General features: G+C 73.4%; 12 protein-coding genes. 6 read left to right on the top strand and 6 right to left on the bottom strand.

Going from position 1 to position 15,207, the window contains the following annotated elements; genetic code table 11:
• Positions 1-36 precede the first annotated feature (36 nt).
• On the bottom strand, positions 37-618 hold the full coding sequence (locus tag ABZ880_RS18120; protein ID WP_361263350.1) for a hypothetical protein: 582 nt from the start codon (positions 616-618) through the stop codon (positions 37-39).
• A gap of 293 nt (positions 619-911) precedes the next feature.
• Between ABZ880_RS18120 and ABZ880_RS18115 the strand changes: the two genes are divergently transcribed.
• The 4 genes from ABZ880_RS18115 to ABZ880_RS18100 all read left to right on the top strand — a co-directional run bounded on the left by ABZ880_RS18115 (position 912) and on the right by ABZ880_RS18100 (position 4,826).
• Entirely contained in the window at positions 912-1,997 is a 1,086-nt protein-coding gene (locus ABZ880_RS18115) for an exo-alpha-sialidase (RefSeq protein ID WP_361263348.1), read from the top strand.
• 72 nt (positions 1,998-2,069) lie between these two features.
• On the top strand, positions 2,070-2,747 hold the full coding sequence (locus ABZ880_RS18110; RefSeq protein ID WP_361263345.1) for a uracil-DNA glycosylase: 678 nt from the start codon (positions 2,070-2,072) through the stop codon (positions 2,745-2,747).
• Positions 2,748-2,809: 62 nt separating this feature from the next.
• Positions 2,810-3,763 carry a BadF/BadG/BcrA/BcrD ATPase family protein gene (locus ABZ880_RS18105; protein ID WP_361263502.1) on the top strand — a complete coding sequence of 318 codons (954 nt, stop codon included), beginning with the start codon at positions 2,810-2,812 and terminating at the stop codon, positions 3,761-3,763.
• Between the two features lie 139 nt (positions 3,764-3,902).
• Positions 3,903-4,826 carry a hypothetical protein gene (locus tag ABZ880_RS18100; RefSeq protein WP_361263342.1) on the top strand — a complete coding sequence of 308 codons (924 nt, stop codon included), beginning with the start codon at positions 3,903-3,905 and terminating at the stop codon, positions 4,824-4,826.
• 103 nt (positions 4,827-4,929) lie between these two features.
• Here ABZ880_RS18100 and ABZ880_RS18095 read toward each other — a convergent pair whose 3' ends face one another.
• The 3 genes from ABZ880_RS18095 to ABZ880_RS18085 all read right to left on the bottom strand — a co-directional run bounded on the left by ABZ880_RS18095 (position 4,930) and on the right by ABZ880_RS18085 (position 8,991).
• Positions 4,930-5,964: a lactonase family protein gene (locus tag ABZ880_RS18095; RefSeq protein WP_361263340.1), complete on the bottom strand. Its 1,035-nt coding sequence runs from the start codon at positions 5,962-5,964 to the stop codon at positions 4,930-4,932.
• 59 nt (positions 5,965-6,023) lie between these two features.
• A complete protein-coding gene (locus ABZ880_RS18090; protein WP_361263337.1) occupies positions 6,024-7,238 on the bottom strand; it encodes a nitric oxide synthase oxygenase in 1,215 nt (404 codons plus the stop codon).
• Positions 7,239-7,497: 259 nt separating this feature from the next.
• The gene (locus tag ABZ880_RS18085; RefSeq protein WP_361263334.1) at positions 7,498-8,991 is read right to left on the bottom strand and encodes an FUSC family protein; all 1,494 of its coding nucleotides are present in this window, start codon (positions 8,989-8,991) and stop codon (positions 7,498-7,500) included.
• 210 nt (positions 8,992-9,201) lie between these two features.
• On the opposite strand from ABZ880_RS18085, the gene ABZ880_RS18080 reads away from it, so the two are divergent.
• Complete coding sequence (locus tag ABZ880_RS18080) at positions 9,202-9,678, top strand: Lrp/AsnC family transcriptional regulator (RefSeq protein ID WP_361263331.1); 477 nt, start codon at positions 9,202-9,204, stop codon at positions 9,676-9,678.
• A 9-nt stretch (positions 9,679-9,687) separates the two neighbouring features.
• Here the strand turns inward: ABZ880_RS18080 and ABZ880_RS18075 are convergent, their stop codons facing one another.
• Entirely contained in the window at positions 9,688-11,325 is a 1,638-nt protein-coding gene (locus ABZ880_RS18075; RefSeq protein WP_361263329.1) for an AMP-binding protein, read from the bottom strand.
• A 7-nt stretch (positions 11,326-11,332) separates the two neighbouring features.
• Entirely contained in the window at positions 11,333-11,965 is a 633-nt protein-coding gene (locus tag ABZ880_RS18070) for a TetR family transcriptional regulator (protein WP_361263326.1), read from the bottom strand.
• Positions 11,966-12,048: 83 nt separating this feature from the next.
• On the opposite strand from ABZ880_RS18070, the gene ABZ880_RS18065 reads away from it, so the two are divergent.
• Positions 12,049-15,150 carry a carboxyl transferase domain-containing protein gene (locus tag ABZ880_RS18065; RefSeq protein ID WP_361263323.1) on the top strand — a complete coding sequence of 1,034 codons (3,102 nt, stop codon included), beginning with the start codon at positions 12,049-12,051 and terminating at the stop codon, positions 15,148-15,150.
• Positions 15,151-15,207: the final 57 nt, after the last annotated feature.

Here is a 15,207-nt window from a genome sequence, read left to right as displayed (position 1 = left end):
CCGGGCGAGTCACCGGTGATCCGGAGGCCGGGCCCGTCAGCCCGTCTTGCGTCCCCACAGGGGCCCGAAGCGGGCCCACTCGGTGTCCCACTGGGACATACGGCGGCGTTCGAGGCGGCCGCACAGGACGCGGCCGCCGACGAAGGGCACCACCGCGGCGCTCATGCCCACCAGGGCACCTATCAGCGAGGCCCGCAGCTGGGCCTGTGCGGCGGTGGCGGGCTTGGAGACCAGGTGTCCCTGCGGGTCGGTCCAGACAGGGACCTCCGTGCCGGCGGCGCTGCCGGGGCGGACGCGGACCTGGCCGGTGTGCGTGGTGCCGTCCGGCACGGTCCAGCGCACCTTGCCCCAGACCTGGTCGCCGCTGGACGTGTTGTGGTCGGGGGCGGTTCCGGGGGCCTTCTCGGTCAGCCGGGCGGCGACCTGATGCCATTCGACGCGCTCGCGGGCCAGCCCGTCCTCGACGGATCTGGTGGCCGTCAGACCGGCGAGCACCCCGGCAAGGACGGTGACCAGCCAGGCGCCGAGCACGACCCAGGCCTCCACCGCGTCCGCGCGGCGTTTGAGCGGGTTGCGCCGCCATCGCCACAGCCAGACCTTAGGACCACGGAACGCCATCGCAGGCATCCTCCTCACGAGCGCACATCCTCCCCACAGCCGCGGAGCACAGACTCCTTCGGCCTCCTTCCCATACGGGCGAAGGCGTCTGGATGCTCAGGGCGAGCCCCCCGAATCGACGGTCGCACGAGTCACCCCGTCCGCGCAGGCATCTTCGAAAACAGGTCCGGATCACCGCGCCGACTGGCCGATACCACTCTGACCTGCGTGGACGGCGTTTCCAGAGGTGACTGTCAGTGGCGGGGTGCAGACTTGCGGGTGTCTGGGACCAAGATGTCGCGGAGGTGATCGGCATGACCGAGGTACTGCTCGCCGTGGGCACACGCAAAGGCCTGTTCATCGGGCGTCGGCGCGGTGGGACATGGGAGTTCGACGAGACGCCCTATTTCAACGCCCAGGCCCTGTACTCGGTGGCCATCGACACCCGCGGTGACCGCCCGCGCCTGCTGGCCGGCGGCGACAGCGCCCACTGGGGCCCCTCCGTGTTCCACTCCGACGACCTGGGCCGCACCTGGACCGAACCGCCCCAGCCCGCCGTCAAGTTCCCCAAGGACACGGGTGCTTCGCTGGAGCGGGTGTGGCAGCTGCACCCGGCGGCGGCGGAAGAGGACGTGGTGTACGCGGGCACGGAACCGGCCGCGCTGTACCGCTCCGAGGACCGCGGCGAGACCTTCGAGCTGGTCCGCCCCCTGTGGGAGCACCCCACCCGCTCGAAGTGGGTGCCGGGCGGCGGCGGTGAGGGCCTGCACACCGTACTCACCGACACGCGCGACCCGCAGGCCGTGACGGTGGCGGTCTCGACGGCCGGAGTGTTCCGCACCCTCGACGGCGGCGCGAGCTGGGCCCCCTCCAACTCCGGTGTTTCCGCGGTGTTCCTGCCCGACCCGAACCCGGAGTTCGGCCAGTGCGTGCACAAGGTCGCACGGGACGCGGCGACCCCGGACCGCCTGTACCTGCAGAACCACTGGGGGGTGTACAGAAGCGACGACGCGGGCGCGCACTGGACCGACATCGGCGAAGGGCTGCCGTCCACCTTCGGCTTCGCGGCGGCCACCCACCCCCGCCGCGGCGACACGGCGTACGTGTACCCGATCAACGCGGACGCGGACCGGGTGCCCGCCGATCACCGATGTCGGGTCTTCCGTACGGCGGACGCGGGCAAGAGCTGGGAGCCGCTGTCGGCGGGCCTGCCCCAGGAGGACCACTACGGCACGGTGCTGCGCGACGCGATGTGCACGGATGACGCCGACCCGGCGGGCGTGTACTTCGGCAACCGCAACGGCGAGGTGTACGCATCGGCCGACGACGGCGACAGCTGGCGGCAGTTGGCCTCGCATCTGCCGGACGTGCTGTGCGTGCGGGCCGCGGTGGTCGGTTGAACCGTCAGGGGGACCGCAGGGCCGTGGCCACCGGTTGATCTCCGCTGCCCGTACGGCAGTAGGGTGACGCCCGTGGCACCACGACCGTTGCATGAAATCGTCGAGGCGGGCTGGGCGAAGGCCCTGGAACCCGTGGCCGAACGGATCGCCGGGATGGGGGACTTCCTGCGCGCGGAGATCGCCGCGGGGCGCACCTATCTGCCGGCCGGGCCGAACGTTCTGCGGGCCTTCCAGCAGCCCTTCGACGACGTCCGCGTTCTGATCGTCGGGCAGGACCCGTATCCGACCCCGGGGCATGCGGTGGGGCTGTCGTTCTCGGTGGCGCCCGAGGTGCGTCCGCTGCCGGGCAGCCTCATCAACATCTACCGGGAGCTGCACACCGACCTCGGGATGCCCCAGCCGTCCAACGGTGACCTGACGCCGTGGACGCAGCAGGGCGTGCTGTTGCTCAACAGGGCGCTGACCACCGCCCCGCGCAAGCCCGCGGCGCATCGCGGCAAGGGCTGGGAGGAGGTCACCGAGCAGGCCATCCGCGCGCTCGCCGCACGCGGCAAACCGCTGGTGTCCATCCTGTGGGGCCGCGACGCCCGCAATCTGCGCCCGCTGCTCGGAAACCTCCCGTCGGTGGAGTCCGCGCATCCCTCCCCGATGTCCGCGGACCGCGGCTTCTTCGGCTCCCGCCCGTTCAGCCGGGCCAACGACCTGCTGATCGGCCAGGGCGGACAGCCGGTGGACTGGCGCCTGCCGTGACCGCCGCGGGCGACGGACCGGGGACGGACGCGGAAGGGGAGCGGGCGCGGGCTGCGACCGGGATCCTCGCGGTCGACTCCGGCGGCTCCGGACTGCGGGTCGTCGTCAAAGGCTTGGCGCCTGCCGTGCACGCCCAGCGGGAGTCCCGGGAACCGGTCCGTACGGGTGCCCGGGGGATCGACCCGGGGCATCTCATGGCGCAACTGGCGCCGATGGTGCGGGAGTTGACCGCCGAGACCGGTGTTACCGCGCTGAGCGCGGCAGTTGTCGGGGCCGCCGGGCTGGCCTCCCTGGGCGACGCCCTGCGTGCCGAGCTGCCGGGTGCGCTGGAGCGGGAGTTCGGCATCCGCCGCGTCGCCCTGGTCGCCGATGCCGTCACCGCCTATGTGGGTGCGCTCGGGCCGCGGCCCGGTGCCGTGGTCGCCGCCGGTACGGGCCTGATCGCCGTCGGCACCGACCTGGCCCGCTGGCGCCGGGCGGACGGCTGGGGTCATCTGCTGGGCGACTGCGGCAGCGGCGCCTGGATCGGGCGGGCGGGGCTGGAGGCGGCCCTGCGCGCGCACGACGGGCGGCCCGGGGGCTCGGTCGGGCTGCTGGCCCGGGCCACGGAGGTGTTCGGGCCGATGCCGGGGCTGCCGGGCCGGCTCTACCCGCGCCCGGACCGCCCGGCCGTCCTCGCCTCCTTCGCGCCGCAGGTGGCCGACTGCGCCGACGCCGATCCGGTCGCCGCCGACATCCTGCGCGCGGCGGCCCGGCACATGGCCGAGTCGGCGGCCGCGGTCTGCCCGGCCACGGGAGAGCCTCGAGTGGCCGTCACAGGCGGCCTGTTCAAGATGGGGGACGCGCTCCTCGTGCCCCTGAAGGAAGAGCTGGCGCGGCGGCTGCCGCACGCGCCGCTGGTGCCGTCCGCCGGTGATCCGCTCGCGGGCGCGGTACGCATCGCGGACGATCTCGCGGCGGGAGTGCTCACTCTTCCGAGTGACGAGACAATGCTGTGCGTAACGAGCCCCGTGTGACAACCGGGACGAGGGGTCGTTCCCGGGGTGCCGATCACTTCTGATCCGTACGTAACTCATCAGACAAAACCGGACGGATACCGCTCACCTGCACCCTCCCCGAACAGGGGAGCCCAGGAAGCCAGTAACATGCGTCGCCATGAGCTCCCCCACTGGGCCCGCGTCCGGCCTGCCAGTACGAATGCCGCGACCTCGTCAGCCCGGGCGGCACCGCCGACCCGAGCCCCTGGCGGCTCCCGAGGGCGCGCCCGCGCTCGTCATCGCGGTGCCGGGCGCTCCCGGCAGCGCCACGCGCAACCTCGCCGAGGAGGTCGTGAGCATCGCCCGCTCCGAGCTCCCGGGCCTCGACGGCCGCATCGGCTACCTGGACGGGGACGACGCGGAGTACCCCACGCTCCAGGCCGTGCTCGTGCACGCCGCCGAGGAGCGCAGGGCCCGCTACGAGCAGGCCAAGGCCGCGGGTCTCGACGTGAAGGAGCCGGACGGCCCCGTCGCCGTCGTCGTGCCGCTGCTCGCCGGCCCGGACAGCGCCCTGCTGCGGCGCATCCGCCAGGCCGTCATGGACAGCCGTGTCGCGGCCGACCTGACCGACGTCCTGGGCCCGCACCCGCTGCTCGCCGAGGCGCTGCACGTGCGGCTGTCGGAGGCCGGTCTGGCCCGCGCCGACCGCGCCCGCCTGTTCACCGTGGCGACCGCCGCGGACGGCATCATCCTGGCCTCGGTCGGCGGTGACGAGGCGGTGCAGGCGGCCGGGATCACCGGCATGCTGCTCGCCGCGCGCCTGGCCGTGCCGGTGATGGCGGCGGCCCTGGACCAGGAGGGCTCGATCGCGGCCGTCGCCGAGCAGCTGCGGTCCTCGGGCTCGCAGCAGCTGGCCCTGGCGCCGTACCTGATAGGACCGGAGATCGACCCCGGCCTGATCGAGGAGGCGGCCAAGGAGGCGGGCTGCGCCGCGGCCGAGGGCCTCGGCCCCTACCCGGCGATCGGCAAGCTCGCCCTGGCCAAGTACACGACGGCCCTGGGCATCGCCCCGCCGCAGCCGCAGGGCACGCCGGTCCGCTGACGCGCACGGCACAGACGTAACAACGCCGAAGGGCCCGCTCCGCACTCGGGAGCCGGGCCCTTCGGCGTGCATCGGGCAGAAGGCGTCCTGGGGCCGCAGGCGGTCAGTCGAAGACCACGCAGGACGCGGCCGGTACGGCGAGCGAGCCCTCGTAGCGGGGCAGGCCGGTGGCCGGGTCGAGGGCGAACCAGGTCACGTTGCCGGAGCGCTCGTTCGCGGCGTACAGGAATCCCCCGGACTTGGCGACGGCGCGCGGCCAGTCGCCGCCGCAGGGCACCGTGCCGACCAGCCGCAGTTCCTCCCCCTCGACGGCGAACGTGGACAGGACGTCCTCGCCGCGGGTGGCGGTCCACACGAAGCGGCCGTCGGGCGAGACGACGACGCCCGAGGGGTAGGCGTCGTCGGCCGGGGCGTCGGGCAGGACCTGCCGTTCGGTCAGCGGCTCCAGCAGGCCCTCGGCGGCGTCCCAACGGCAGACGGTGATGGTGGGGGTGAGTTCGTTGAGCACGTACGCGCGCGTGCCGTCCGGGTGGAAGGCCAGGTGGCGCGGGCCCGAGCCGGGCCGCAGCGAGATCTCCCGGTGCACCGCGAGGCTGCCGCCGGTCAGCGTGCACACCCGTACGGAGTCGGTGCCGAGGTCGATGCTGACGGCCCACCGGCCGCTCGGGTCGGGCTGCACCTGGTGGGCGTGCGGGCCCTGCTGGCGGCGCGTGTGCGGACCCGAGCCCTTGTGCTGGAGCACGTCGGACGCGGCGCCCGCGAGGCTGCCGTCGGCCCGTACCGGCACGGCGGTGACGCTGCCTGAGCCGTAGTTGGCGGTCAGGACATGGCCGGCGAAGACGCTCAGGTGCGTGGGCCCGCTCCCGCCGACCGGCACCGGCGAGCCGGCCTGCTCGGGCCGCTCCCCCGTCACCCGGTACGCGGCCACCGCGCCCTCGGTCGTCTCGCTGACCGCGTAGAGGGTGTCCCCGCCGGGCGCCAGGGCCAGGTACGAGGGGTCGGGTACGCCGTCCACGCTGCTGAGGGCGGTCAGCGCGCCGCCGTCCGCCGCCACGGCCGCCGTCACGATGCCGGGGCCTCCCGCCGCCGTGAACGACCCGATGAAGGCCCGCCGTCGCCGCCCGCCGCCGTCTGTCACCGCTGTCCCCTCTCGGTCCGGTTCCGTCGGGGCGACGTTAGCAGTCGATCACCAGCGGTCTAGACCATACGAGGGGGATTTGACCGGGCCGCAATGGAGGCGCCGCCCGTCTCGCCACGGGCCCGGGCGAGGGCCTCGGGGTGGTGGGCGTAGGCGGGGCCGCCCTCCACGGTGTCGTAGGTGCGGTGGAAGACGGGCGTGGTGCTCCCGGAGATCGGCGGCACGATCCACGACCAGTCGGCGCCCACCCGGCGGCCCTTGCGCTCCTCGCGGTCGAGGTGGTCGATGAACCGGCGGGACTCGGTGTGGTGGTCGGTGACGGTGACACCGGCGCGGTCGAAGGAGTGCAGCACCGAGCGGTTCAGCTCGACCAGCGCGCGGTCCTTCCACAGTGTGCGGTCGGTGCGGGTGTCGAGGCCGAGCCGGTCGGCGATGTACGGCAGGAGGTCGTAGCGGTCGGCGTCGGCGAGGTTGCGGGCGCCGATCTCGGTGCCCATGTACCAGCCGTTGAAGGGCGCCGCCGGGTAGCAGATCCCGCCGATCTCCAGGCACATGTTGGCGAGCGCGGGCACCGCGTGCCAGCGCAGGCCGAGCGTGGGCCACCAGGCGTACTCGGGGTGCGTGAGGTCGACTTCGAGTACGGCGTCGCCCGGTACGTCGAACCAGTCGGGCCGTTCGTCGCCGGCGCCCTGGACGATCAGGGGCAGGACGTCGAAGGGGGTGCCGGGGCCGCCGGGCCAACCGAGGCGGAGGGCGAGGGCGGTGATGCCGGCGTTGCGCGGGTCGCCGGTGACCGTGCCGTCGGGGCGGGTGTAGCCGGCGTAGCGGACGAGCTGTTCGTTCCAGATGCGCGGCCCGGGGCGGCCCGGCTCGTCGGGCGCGAAGACGGAGATGAGGGCGCGGATCCGCCCGTCGCGGGTCGCCTCCCGCAGATGGTCGGCGGACGCCTCGGCCACGGCGTCCGCTGCGCGCACGTCCCGCAGGTCGCGCACGCGCAGGGAGCGCCAGTACAGGCGCCCTATGCACCGGTTGGCGTTGCGCCAGGCCACCCGGGCGCCGAAGACGAGTTCCTCCGTGGTGTGGCGGTAGGTGCCCGTGGCCGCGATCTCGGCATGTGCGGCGGCGATGCGGCGGGCCGGGTCGCCGAGGCGTTCCTCGGTGTGGTGCAGGGTGAGGAACTCGGCGGCGGCACGCAGGAGTTCGTACGGCGGCGGATCGCGTCGCACGGGGACCGGTGGACCGCCGGTGAGCACCCGCCCGCGCAGGCCTGTCACTTGGGAGAGGGTGCTCGGACAGCCGTCGGTCTCGAAGCGCTCCAGCCAGCCGCCCGGCTCGTCCGCCCGGGGCGGTGGGCAGCCTCCGGAGTCAGGTTTCCAGCGTCCGTCCCTGCGCGGGAAGTTCCGCATGGCACACCCCCAGGTGGCACGCCCGCGGACCGCTCCCGCGCGGCCCTCGGGGGTCGGGCGTCCGATAGCGGCGGAGTTACCCGCACGGTGGCCTGATCCACCCTATAGATGGCCCATAAATGTGCCTTCACGCGCCGACGAGCGGCGAGCCGGGCCGGGTCCGCAGCGGGACGGCCAGTTCCGCGAGGGCCCGTTCCAGGCCGTGGAGGTGGGCCAGCGCGGGTTCCGTGACGGGGGACTCGGCGGCCACGGTGACGTGGGCGCGGTCGCCTCCGGTGAGTGCCTCGACCGCCGCCTCCACCCGCCAGCAGGCCGCGGCCAGGCGGGCGTCGTGGGAGGCCTCCGGGTCGGCGGCGACGCCGGCCAGGCCGCGGATCTCATGAGCGCAGTCGTCGAGCAGGGCGAGGACCCGGCGGGCACGGCGCTTGCGGCCGAGCATCGGGTTGAGGGGGTGCACCAGGGGCGCGACGGACAGCCGTACGCGCCCCAGGAGCTGTTCCAGTTCCGCGACGCGCGGTGCCGGGTCGGCGTCCGCGGCGCCCGCGAGCCGGGCGGCGGCCTCCGCCGTGCAGGCGTGCACGCACCGCAGGGCGCGCTGGATCCAGGCATCGGTGGTGGTGTGGGTGGTGACCGGCAGGAGGAGGAGCACGGCGAGCGCGGCGCCGAGCGCGCCGACCCCGGTCTCCGCGAGGCGCAGGGCGAGCAGGCCCGGGTCCAGCACGCCCAGCAGGCCGTAGAGGAGCTCGGCCAGGAGTGTCACCCAGAGCATCATCCAGGTGTACGAGACGGCGGCCGTGTAGAAGATGCCGAAGACGCAGGCGGCGAGGAGTACGGCGGTGGGCAGGGCCGCCCCGTGCACCGGCACGGCGATCAGCAGGCCGAGACCGATGCCGATCACCGTGCCGAGGACCCGGCGGAAGCCGCGGACCAGGGTCTCGCCGCGCGAGGCGGTGTTGACGAAGATCCACCAGGTGGCGCCGACGGCCCAGTACCAGCGCTGCCCGGACACCAGCTGGCCCACGACGAGGGCGAAGCCCGCGCCGGCCGTCGCCTGCACCGCCTGGCGCGTGGTCACGCGGGCGAGTCCGGCACCGGCCGCCGGGGCGGGCACCGGTGCCGGGGGCTGCCGGCTCTCGTAGCACCACACACCGAAACGCACCGCCGACGCGGCGAGCAGCGACAGGACCACGGCGGCGTACAGCTCGGGCAGTTGAGCGGTGGTGGCGTGCAGGAACTGCGCCACGAAGAAGGTCATGAACGCGAACACGCCGAGGCTGTGCCCGCGCGGGCCCCACCGGCGCGCGTACACGCCCGCGCCGATCACGGCGAGGAAGGTGAGGTCGCGGGCCACGGGATGGTCGTGCAGCTCGGCCGCGGCGGCCAGCACCGGCAGGCCGACGGCCGGCAGCAGCGCGGTGGTGAGGGCCTGCCCGCGGACGGTGGCGTCGGTGACGGTGAACAGCGCGAGCAGCGCGGCGAGCCCGCCGGTGACGGTGCCGACGAGGGAGAGTCCGGCCAGGCCGCAGACGACGACCGCGAGCCCGATGCCGAGCACGGCCCGCGCCGCGAAGCGCAGCCGGACCCGGCCCGGATCCGGAGCCATGAACACCCTCTTCAGCACTGCTTCCCGCCCCCTTGGACAACGGCATATAGACAACGGCATGAAAAAGGCGCCGCGGAGTCCGCAGCGCCATCGACCGCTTCATTGGAGCATCATCGCGGCGACTGGCTCAAGCGGCCTCGAATATGCTGGGCCATTGGCACAGACATATCGGTTCCGGCTCGTCCATCGACGGGCCAACGGACCACATACGAGGAGGGACCGCGCACCATGGCCGTGGACGAGCTCGACACCCGCATCCTGCGGCTGCTGATGGAGCAGCCGCGCACGAGCGTGCGCGAGTACGCCCGCATCCTCGCTGTCGCCCGCGGCACCCTGCAGGCCCGCCTCGACCGCCTGGAACGGGACGGCGTGATCACCGGCACGGGCCCGACGCTCTCCCCCGCCGCACTCGGCCACCCGGTGCTCGCGTTCGTGCACATCGAGGTCACCCAGGGGCATCTGGACGACGTGGGGGACGCGCTGGCCGCCGTGCCGGAGATCGTCGAAGCATTCTCGATCACGGGCGGCGGCGATCTGCTGACCCGGGTCGTGGCACGCGACAACGCCCATCTCGAGGACGTGATCCAGAAACTCATCAGCCTGCCGGGCGTCGTCCGCACCCGCACCGAGGTGGCCCTGCGCGAGCGCGTGCCGCAGCGGCTGCTGCCGCTGGTCGAGTCGATCGGTCGCGCGGCACGGAAATGAGTGCGCAGTTCACGGCACGGGGTGCGTACGACTGGCTCGTGCGCTCAGCTCCGTCTTCCTGATCTTCCCGGTCGGGGTGAGCGGAAGCTCGGGGACGATCTCGACCAGCGGCACCTTGTACGTCGCCATCGCCCCCTTCGCCCAGACGCGCAGTGCGTCGGCGGTCAGCCCCGAGCCGGGTACGGTCCGCACGAAGGCGTACGGCAGTTGACCACTGTCCGCGTCCTCGACGGCGACGACGGCTGCCGCGAGCACCTCGGGATGCCGTCCGAGCAGGGTCTCGACCTCGGTGGGGAACACGCTCATCCCCTTCACCTTGATCATGTCCTTGTTGCGGCCGAGATAGCGCAGACAGCCGTCCTCGTCGAGGCTGCCGATGTCCCCGGTGTGCAGCCAGCCGTCACGCAGCGCGCGGGCGGTGGCCTCCGGCGCACGCCAGTAGCGGGTGAGGACCGAGGGGCCCTGGACGACGATCTCGCCGGGTTCGCCCAGCGGCAGCGGCTCGCCGGTGGTGAAGTCGACGACCATGCACTCGGTTCCGGGTACGGGCAGTCCGCAGAACACGGGGTCGCCGAGCAGATCGTGGTCGCCGTCCTGGAAGCCGAGGGTGTTGGTGTCGCTGGTGTGGGTCTCGGTCATGCCGTACGAGGCCTCGCGCAGGGTGCCGCCGGTGGCCTGCCGCCAGCGGGCGCGCACCTCGGGCGTGAGCTTGCGGATGAAGGAGATGGCGAGCGGGGCGGTGAGGCTGCTCAGGTCGCGGTGCGGGAAGTCGGGGTGGTCGAGGAGCTCGAGGTAGTTCTCGACGGTTCCGGCCAGGGTGGTCACCCCGTGCGTCTCGATCGCCTCGAGGACAGCGGCCGGCTCCCAGCGGGTGAGCAGCACGCTGGTGCCGCCGGAGACCAGTGGGGCGAGGATGCCGAGGTTCTCGCCCGCGATCCAGAAGACGGGCAGGTAGCACAGGGAGACGATGCCGTCCTCGGCGCCGGGCATGCCGTTCTGGATGGCGGTCGCCGTGTAGACCATGTGGCGCTGGGTGTGCTCGACGCCCTTGGGCAGTCCGGTGGTGCCGCCGGTGTAGTTGAGGGCGGCGAGCGCGTCGAGGTCCTCGGCCGGGGCCGCCAGGGGCCGGTGCTTCATGATGCCTGCCCACTCGTCCTCCAGCAGTACCGCACGAGCCGGCGTACCTTCGAGCGCCTCGGCGAGCACGTCCCGCAGCGGCTCGAAGGACAGCACCGACTCGGCGCCGGAGTCCTCGATTTCGTGCCGCACCTCCGCCGCCTTGAACATCGGGTTGACCGGCACGTGCACCGCTCCGAGCCGCAGGATCGCCAGGAACGCGACGGCGAAGAACACGCTGTTGGGCAGATGGACGGCCACCCGGTCCCCGGCGCGCACACCGCGGCCCTCCAGCCAGCCCGCCAACCGGTCCACGGCGTCGTCGAGCTCGCGGTAGGAGAGCGACTGGCTGTGGGCGACGAACGCGGCCTTGTCGGGCGTCTCCCGCGCCCAGTGCCGTACATATCCCGGCACCGTCCGCGTCCCGGCGCGGTGTGTCACGGTGTCCGGCTGCCCCACCCGCCGTCGCGACTTCGCCCAGCGGGCGCGCAGGTCGGCAAGGTAGGCGTCGGTGCTTGGCGTTGACGTCATGGTGCGGCTACTCCTGACGATTCGGTGCGGCTCCGAGTAGGTGCAGGTACATGGCGGTCACATCGCGTACGGCGTCGTTGTACGCGTCGGGGTGCGCGGCGACCCGGCGGGCGGACTCGACGCACATGCCGCCCACCGCGCGGGCCAGGGCCAGTGGTTCGGCGACGGGGGCGGCCCGGCCGCGGTCGGCGAGGCGGCGGATGTAGCGGGCGTGGCGGTGGACGGGCCGTTCGCGGATCTCGTCCCACAGGTGCGCCATGTCCGGGTCGGTGCGGGCCTGCTGCTCCAACAGGCCGAGCAGCGGCTGGTGTCGGGCGTAGGCGGCGATGAACGCGCCGACGGACGCCTCCGCGACGGCGTGTGCGTCGTCCGTGTCGACGCCGGGCACCTCCTGCGCGGCGAGGAACGCGTCCCGTACGCGGACCGCGAGAACGCCGAAGATCTCCTCCTTGGAGGCGAAGTACACATAGAAGCCCGCCCGCGAGACCTCGGCCTCGGCGGTGATGTCGGCGACGGTGGCCGGGCCGAGTCCCAGCCGTGCGAAGACGGCCTCGGCGGCGTCCAGGAGCCGGGCGCGGACCGGGGCCTCGGTGCGGTCGCGGGCGGTGCGGACCGCCCAGGCCTTCTGTGTGCGTGCCACACTCGGAGCGTATTGACGTTGACGTCAATGTCAATGAGCATGGCGGGGCCGGTCGATGACGTCCGCGTCCTTGGAGGGCTTCGATGGGTTCTGCCGCCGTACTGGTCGCCAACCGCGGGGAGATCGCCGTACGCCTCCTGCGGGCCGCGTCGGAGATCGGGCTGCGCTCGGTCGCGGTGTACGTCGAGGGTGACGACGCGCATGTCCGACTGGCCGACGAGGCCGTGCAGTTGGGCGACTATCGCGACGGCGACGCGCTGCTCGCGGCCGCGCGGAGCACCGGATGCGACTTCCTGCACCCCGGGTACGGCTTTCTCAGCGAGGACGCAGACTTCGCGCGCCGCTGCCTGGCGGCCGGAGTCACCTTCGTGGGGCCCACGCCCGAGGTGCTGGCGGTCTTCGGGGACAAGGCTCGGGCCCGTGAGTTCGCCGTCGAGGCGGGGGTTCCCGTGCTCGCCGGGGCCGACGGACCGGACGGGGCACGGGAGTTGCTGGCCGCCGGACCCGTGATGATCAAGGCGGTCGGCGGGGGCGGCGGGCGCGGGATGCGGGTCGTGCGGCGGGCCGCGGAGCTGGACGAGGCCTGGGAGCGGTGCGCTTCGGAGGCGCAACAGGGCTTCGGGCGCGGCGAGTTGTACGCGGAGCGGCTGCTGGAGGGCGCCCGGCACATCGAGGTCCAGGTCGTCGGGGACGCGACCGGGGCCGTCACGCATCTGTGGGACCGGGACTGCAGTGCCCAGCGCCGCCACCAGAAGGTGATCGAGATCGCGCCCGCGCCGGAACTCCCCGAGGAGACGAGGGAGATGATCCTCGACGCCGCGTTGCGGATGGGCCGTGCCGCCGGGTGTTCGAGCCTGGTGACCTTCGAATTCATGCTGCGGGGCGAGGAGTTCTGGTTCATCGAGGCCAATCCCCGACTGCAGGTGGAGCACACGGTCACCGAGGAGGTGACGGGCGTCGACCTGGTCGCCGTACAACTGCGGTTGGCGGCCGGGGCCACGCTGGAGGGACTGGGGCTGTCGGGGCCGCCCGCTCCGCCGCGCGGGTTCGCCGTGCAGGCCCGGGTCAGCGCCGAGGGGGCGGGGCGGATCACGCGCTTCGACCTGCCGTCCGGACCGGGCGTGCGGGTCGACACGGCGATCCGTACGGGGGCCGAAGTCGGCGTCCGCTACGACCCGTTGCTCGCGAAGGTGGTCGCGCACGTCCCGGCGGGCGAGGCGGAGGCGGCGTGTGCGCGGGCGCGGCGGGCGTTGGGCGAGTTCGCCGTGGAAGGGGTGCGGACCGGGATTCCGCTGCTGCGGGAGGTGCTGGCCCGGCCGCGCTTCTGGGCGCACACGGGTGTGGTGGCGGAGCTGGCCCGGGCCCACGTCGCTCCCCAGGAGGATTCCCCGGACGGCACGGTCGTCGCGCCTCTCAGCGGCACCGTCGTCTCCGTCGACGTCTCCCCCGGTGAACCGGTGCGTGCCGGACAGCAGTTGCTGGTGCTGGAGGCGATGAAGATGGAGCACGTGGTGCGGGCTCCCGGCTCCGGAGTGGTACGGCTGCTGCACGTGCGGGTGGGTGAAACGGTCGGTGGAGGCGCCCCGTTGGCCGCCCTGGACGAGGTGACCGGCGGCGGCGAGGACGGGCTCGTCGAGGCGCGGGTCGATCCGGACGCCGTGCGTCCCGACCTCGCCGAGGTCGTGCACCGGCACTCCTTCGGGCTGGACGAGAACCGGCCGGAGGCGGTCGCGAAGCGGCATGCCCTCGGCAGGCGCACCGCCCGCGAGAACATCGAGGACCTCTGTGACGCGGGCACCTTCACCGAGTTCGGTGCGCTCGCGATCGCCGCCCAGCGCAGCCGCCGCTCCCTGGACGACCTGATCCGCTCGACACCGGCGGACGGCATCGTCACCGGCACCGGGCACACCAACGGCCGGCCCTGCGCCGTGATGTCGTACGACTACACGGTCCTGGCCGGCACCCAGGGACTGCAGGGGCACCGCAAGACCGACCGGATGCTGGAGCTCGCCGAGGAACGGCGGCTGCCCGTGGTGCTGTTCGCGGAGGGCGGCGGCGGCCGGCCCGGGGACACGGACACCACGGCCGTGTCGGGTCTGGACGTGACCACCTTCCAGCGGATGGGGCGGCTGAGCGGCCTGGTGCCGCTGGTCGGCGTCGTCTCGGGGCGGTGTTTCGCGGGCAACGCGGCGCTGCTCGGCGTCTGCGACGTGGTGATCGCCACGCCCGACGCGACGATCGGGATGGGCGGACCCGCGATGATCGAGGGCGGCGGGCTCGGCGTGTACCGGCCCGAGGAGGTGGGGCCGCTGTCGGTGCAGGTGCCCAACGGCGTCGTGGACGTCGCGGTCGCCGACGAGGCGGAGGCCGTGCGGGTGGCGCGGCAGTACCTGTCGTACTTCCAAGGAGCACAAGGGAGTTGGGAGGCGCCCGATCAGCGGCTGCTGCGGCAGGTGGTCCCCGAGAACCGGCGGCGGGCGTACGACGTGCGGGCGGCGATCAGCGGGCTGGCGGACACCGGCTCGGTGCTGGAGCTGCGGCCGGAGTTCGGGGTGGGCGTGCTGACCTGTCTCGTGCGGATCGAGGGGCGGCCGCTGGGGCTGCTGGCGAGCAATCCGGCGCATCTGGGCGGGGCGATCGACCGGGACGCGGCCGACAAGGCGGCGCGGTTCCTGCAGTTGTGCGACGCCTTCGGGCTGCCGGTCGTCTCGCTGTGCGACACCCCGGGGTTCATGGTCGGCCCGGACGCCGAACGCACCGCGACCGTACGGCACTTCGCGCGGCTCTTCGTGGTCGGCGCCAACCTGCGGGTGCCGGTGGTGAGCCTGGTGCTGCGCAAGGCGTACGGGATCGGTGCGATGGCCATGATGGGCGGCTCGACCCGGGCTCCGCTGGCCACGGCGGCCTGGCCCAGTGGGGAGTTCGGGGGCATGGGCCTCGAGGGCGCGGTCCGGCTGGGCTATCGCAAGGAGCTGGAGGCGATCGCGGACCCGGCCGAGCGTGCGCGCGTCTTCGAGGAGCGGGTCGCCGAGTTGTACGAGCGCGGGAAGGCGGTCAACGCGGCGGCCGCGCTGGAGATCGACGCGGTCATCGACCCGGCCGGGTCGCGGGCCTGGATCCTTTCGGCGTTGGAGCGGTGCCCCGTGCCCGAGCCTGGGCACCGGCCGTTCGTGGACACCTGGTGAGGGGAGCCCGGCGGTGCCCCGTCCCCCGCCCGGGGCACCGCCGTTCATGGCCGCCCG

Origin of the sequence: Streptomyces sp. NPDC047043 (assembly GCF_040644055.1) — a bacterium.
Classification (GTDB): Bacteria; Actinomycetota; Actinomycetes; order Streptomycetales; family Streptomycetaceae; genus Streptomyces.
The sequence above is the reverse complement of the archived record's forward strand: the minus strand, read 5'-3'. Positions and strand labels throughout refer to the sequence as shown.

What these genes read in the sequence shown, in the direction of transcription:
- ABZ880_RS18080 (WP_361263331.1), top strand. Translation starts at nt 9,202, where the DNA reads ATGGCCGTGGACGAGCTCGACACCCGCATCCTGCGGCTGCTGATGGAG.
- ABZ880_RS18065 (WP_361263323.1), top strand. Translation starts at nt 12,049, where the DNA reads ATGGGTTCTGCCGCCGTACTGGTCGCCAACCGCGGGGAGATCGCCGTA.
- ABZ880_RS18120 (WP_361263350.1), bottom strand. Translation starts at nt 618, where the DNA reads ATGGCGTTCCGTGGTCCTAAGGTCTGGCTGTGGCGATGGCGGCGCAAC.
- ABZ880_RS18115 (WP_361263348.1), top strand. Translation starts at nt 912, where the DNA reads ATGACCGAGGTACTGCTCGCCGTGGGCACACGCAAAGGCCTGTTCATC.
- ABZ880_RS18075 (WP_361263329.1), bottom strand. Translation starts at nt 11,325, where the DNA reads ATGACGTCAACGCCAAGCACCGACGCCTACCTTGCCGACCTGCGCGCC.
- ABZ880_RS18100 (WP_361263342.1), top strand. Translation starts at nt 3,903, where the DNA reads ATGAGCTCCCCCACTGGGCCCGCGTCCGGCCTGCCAGTACGAATGCCG.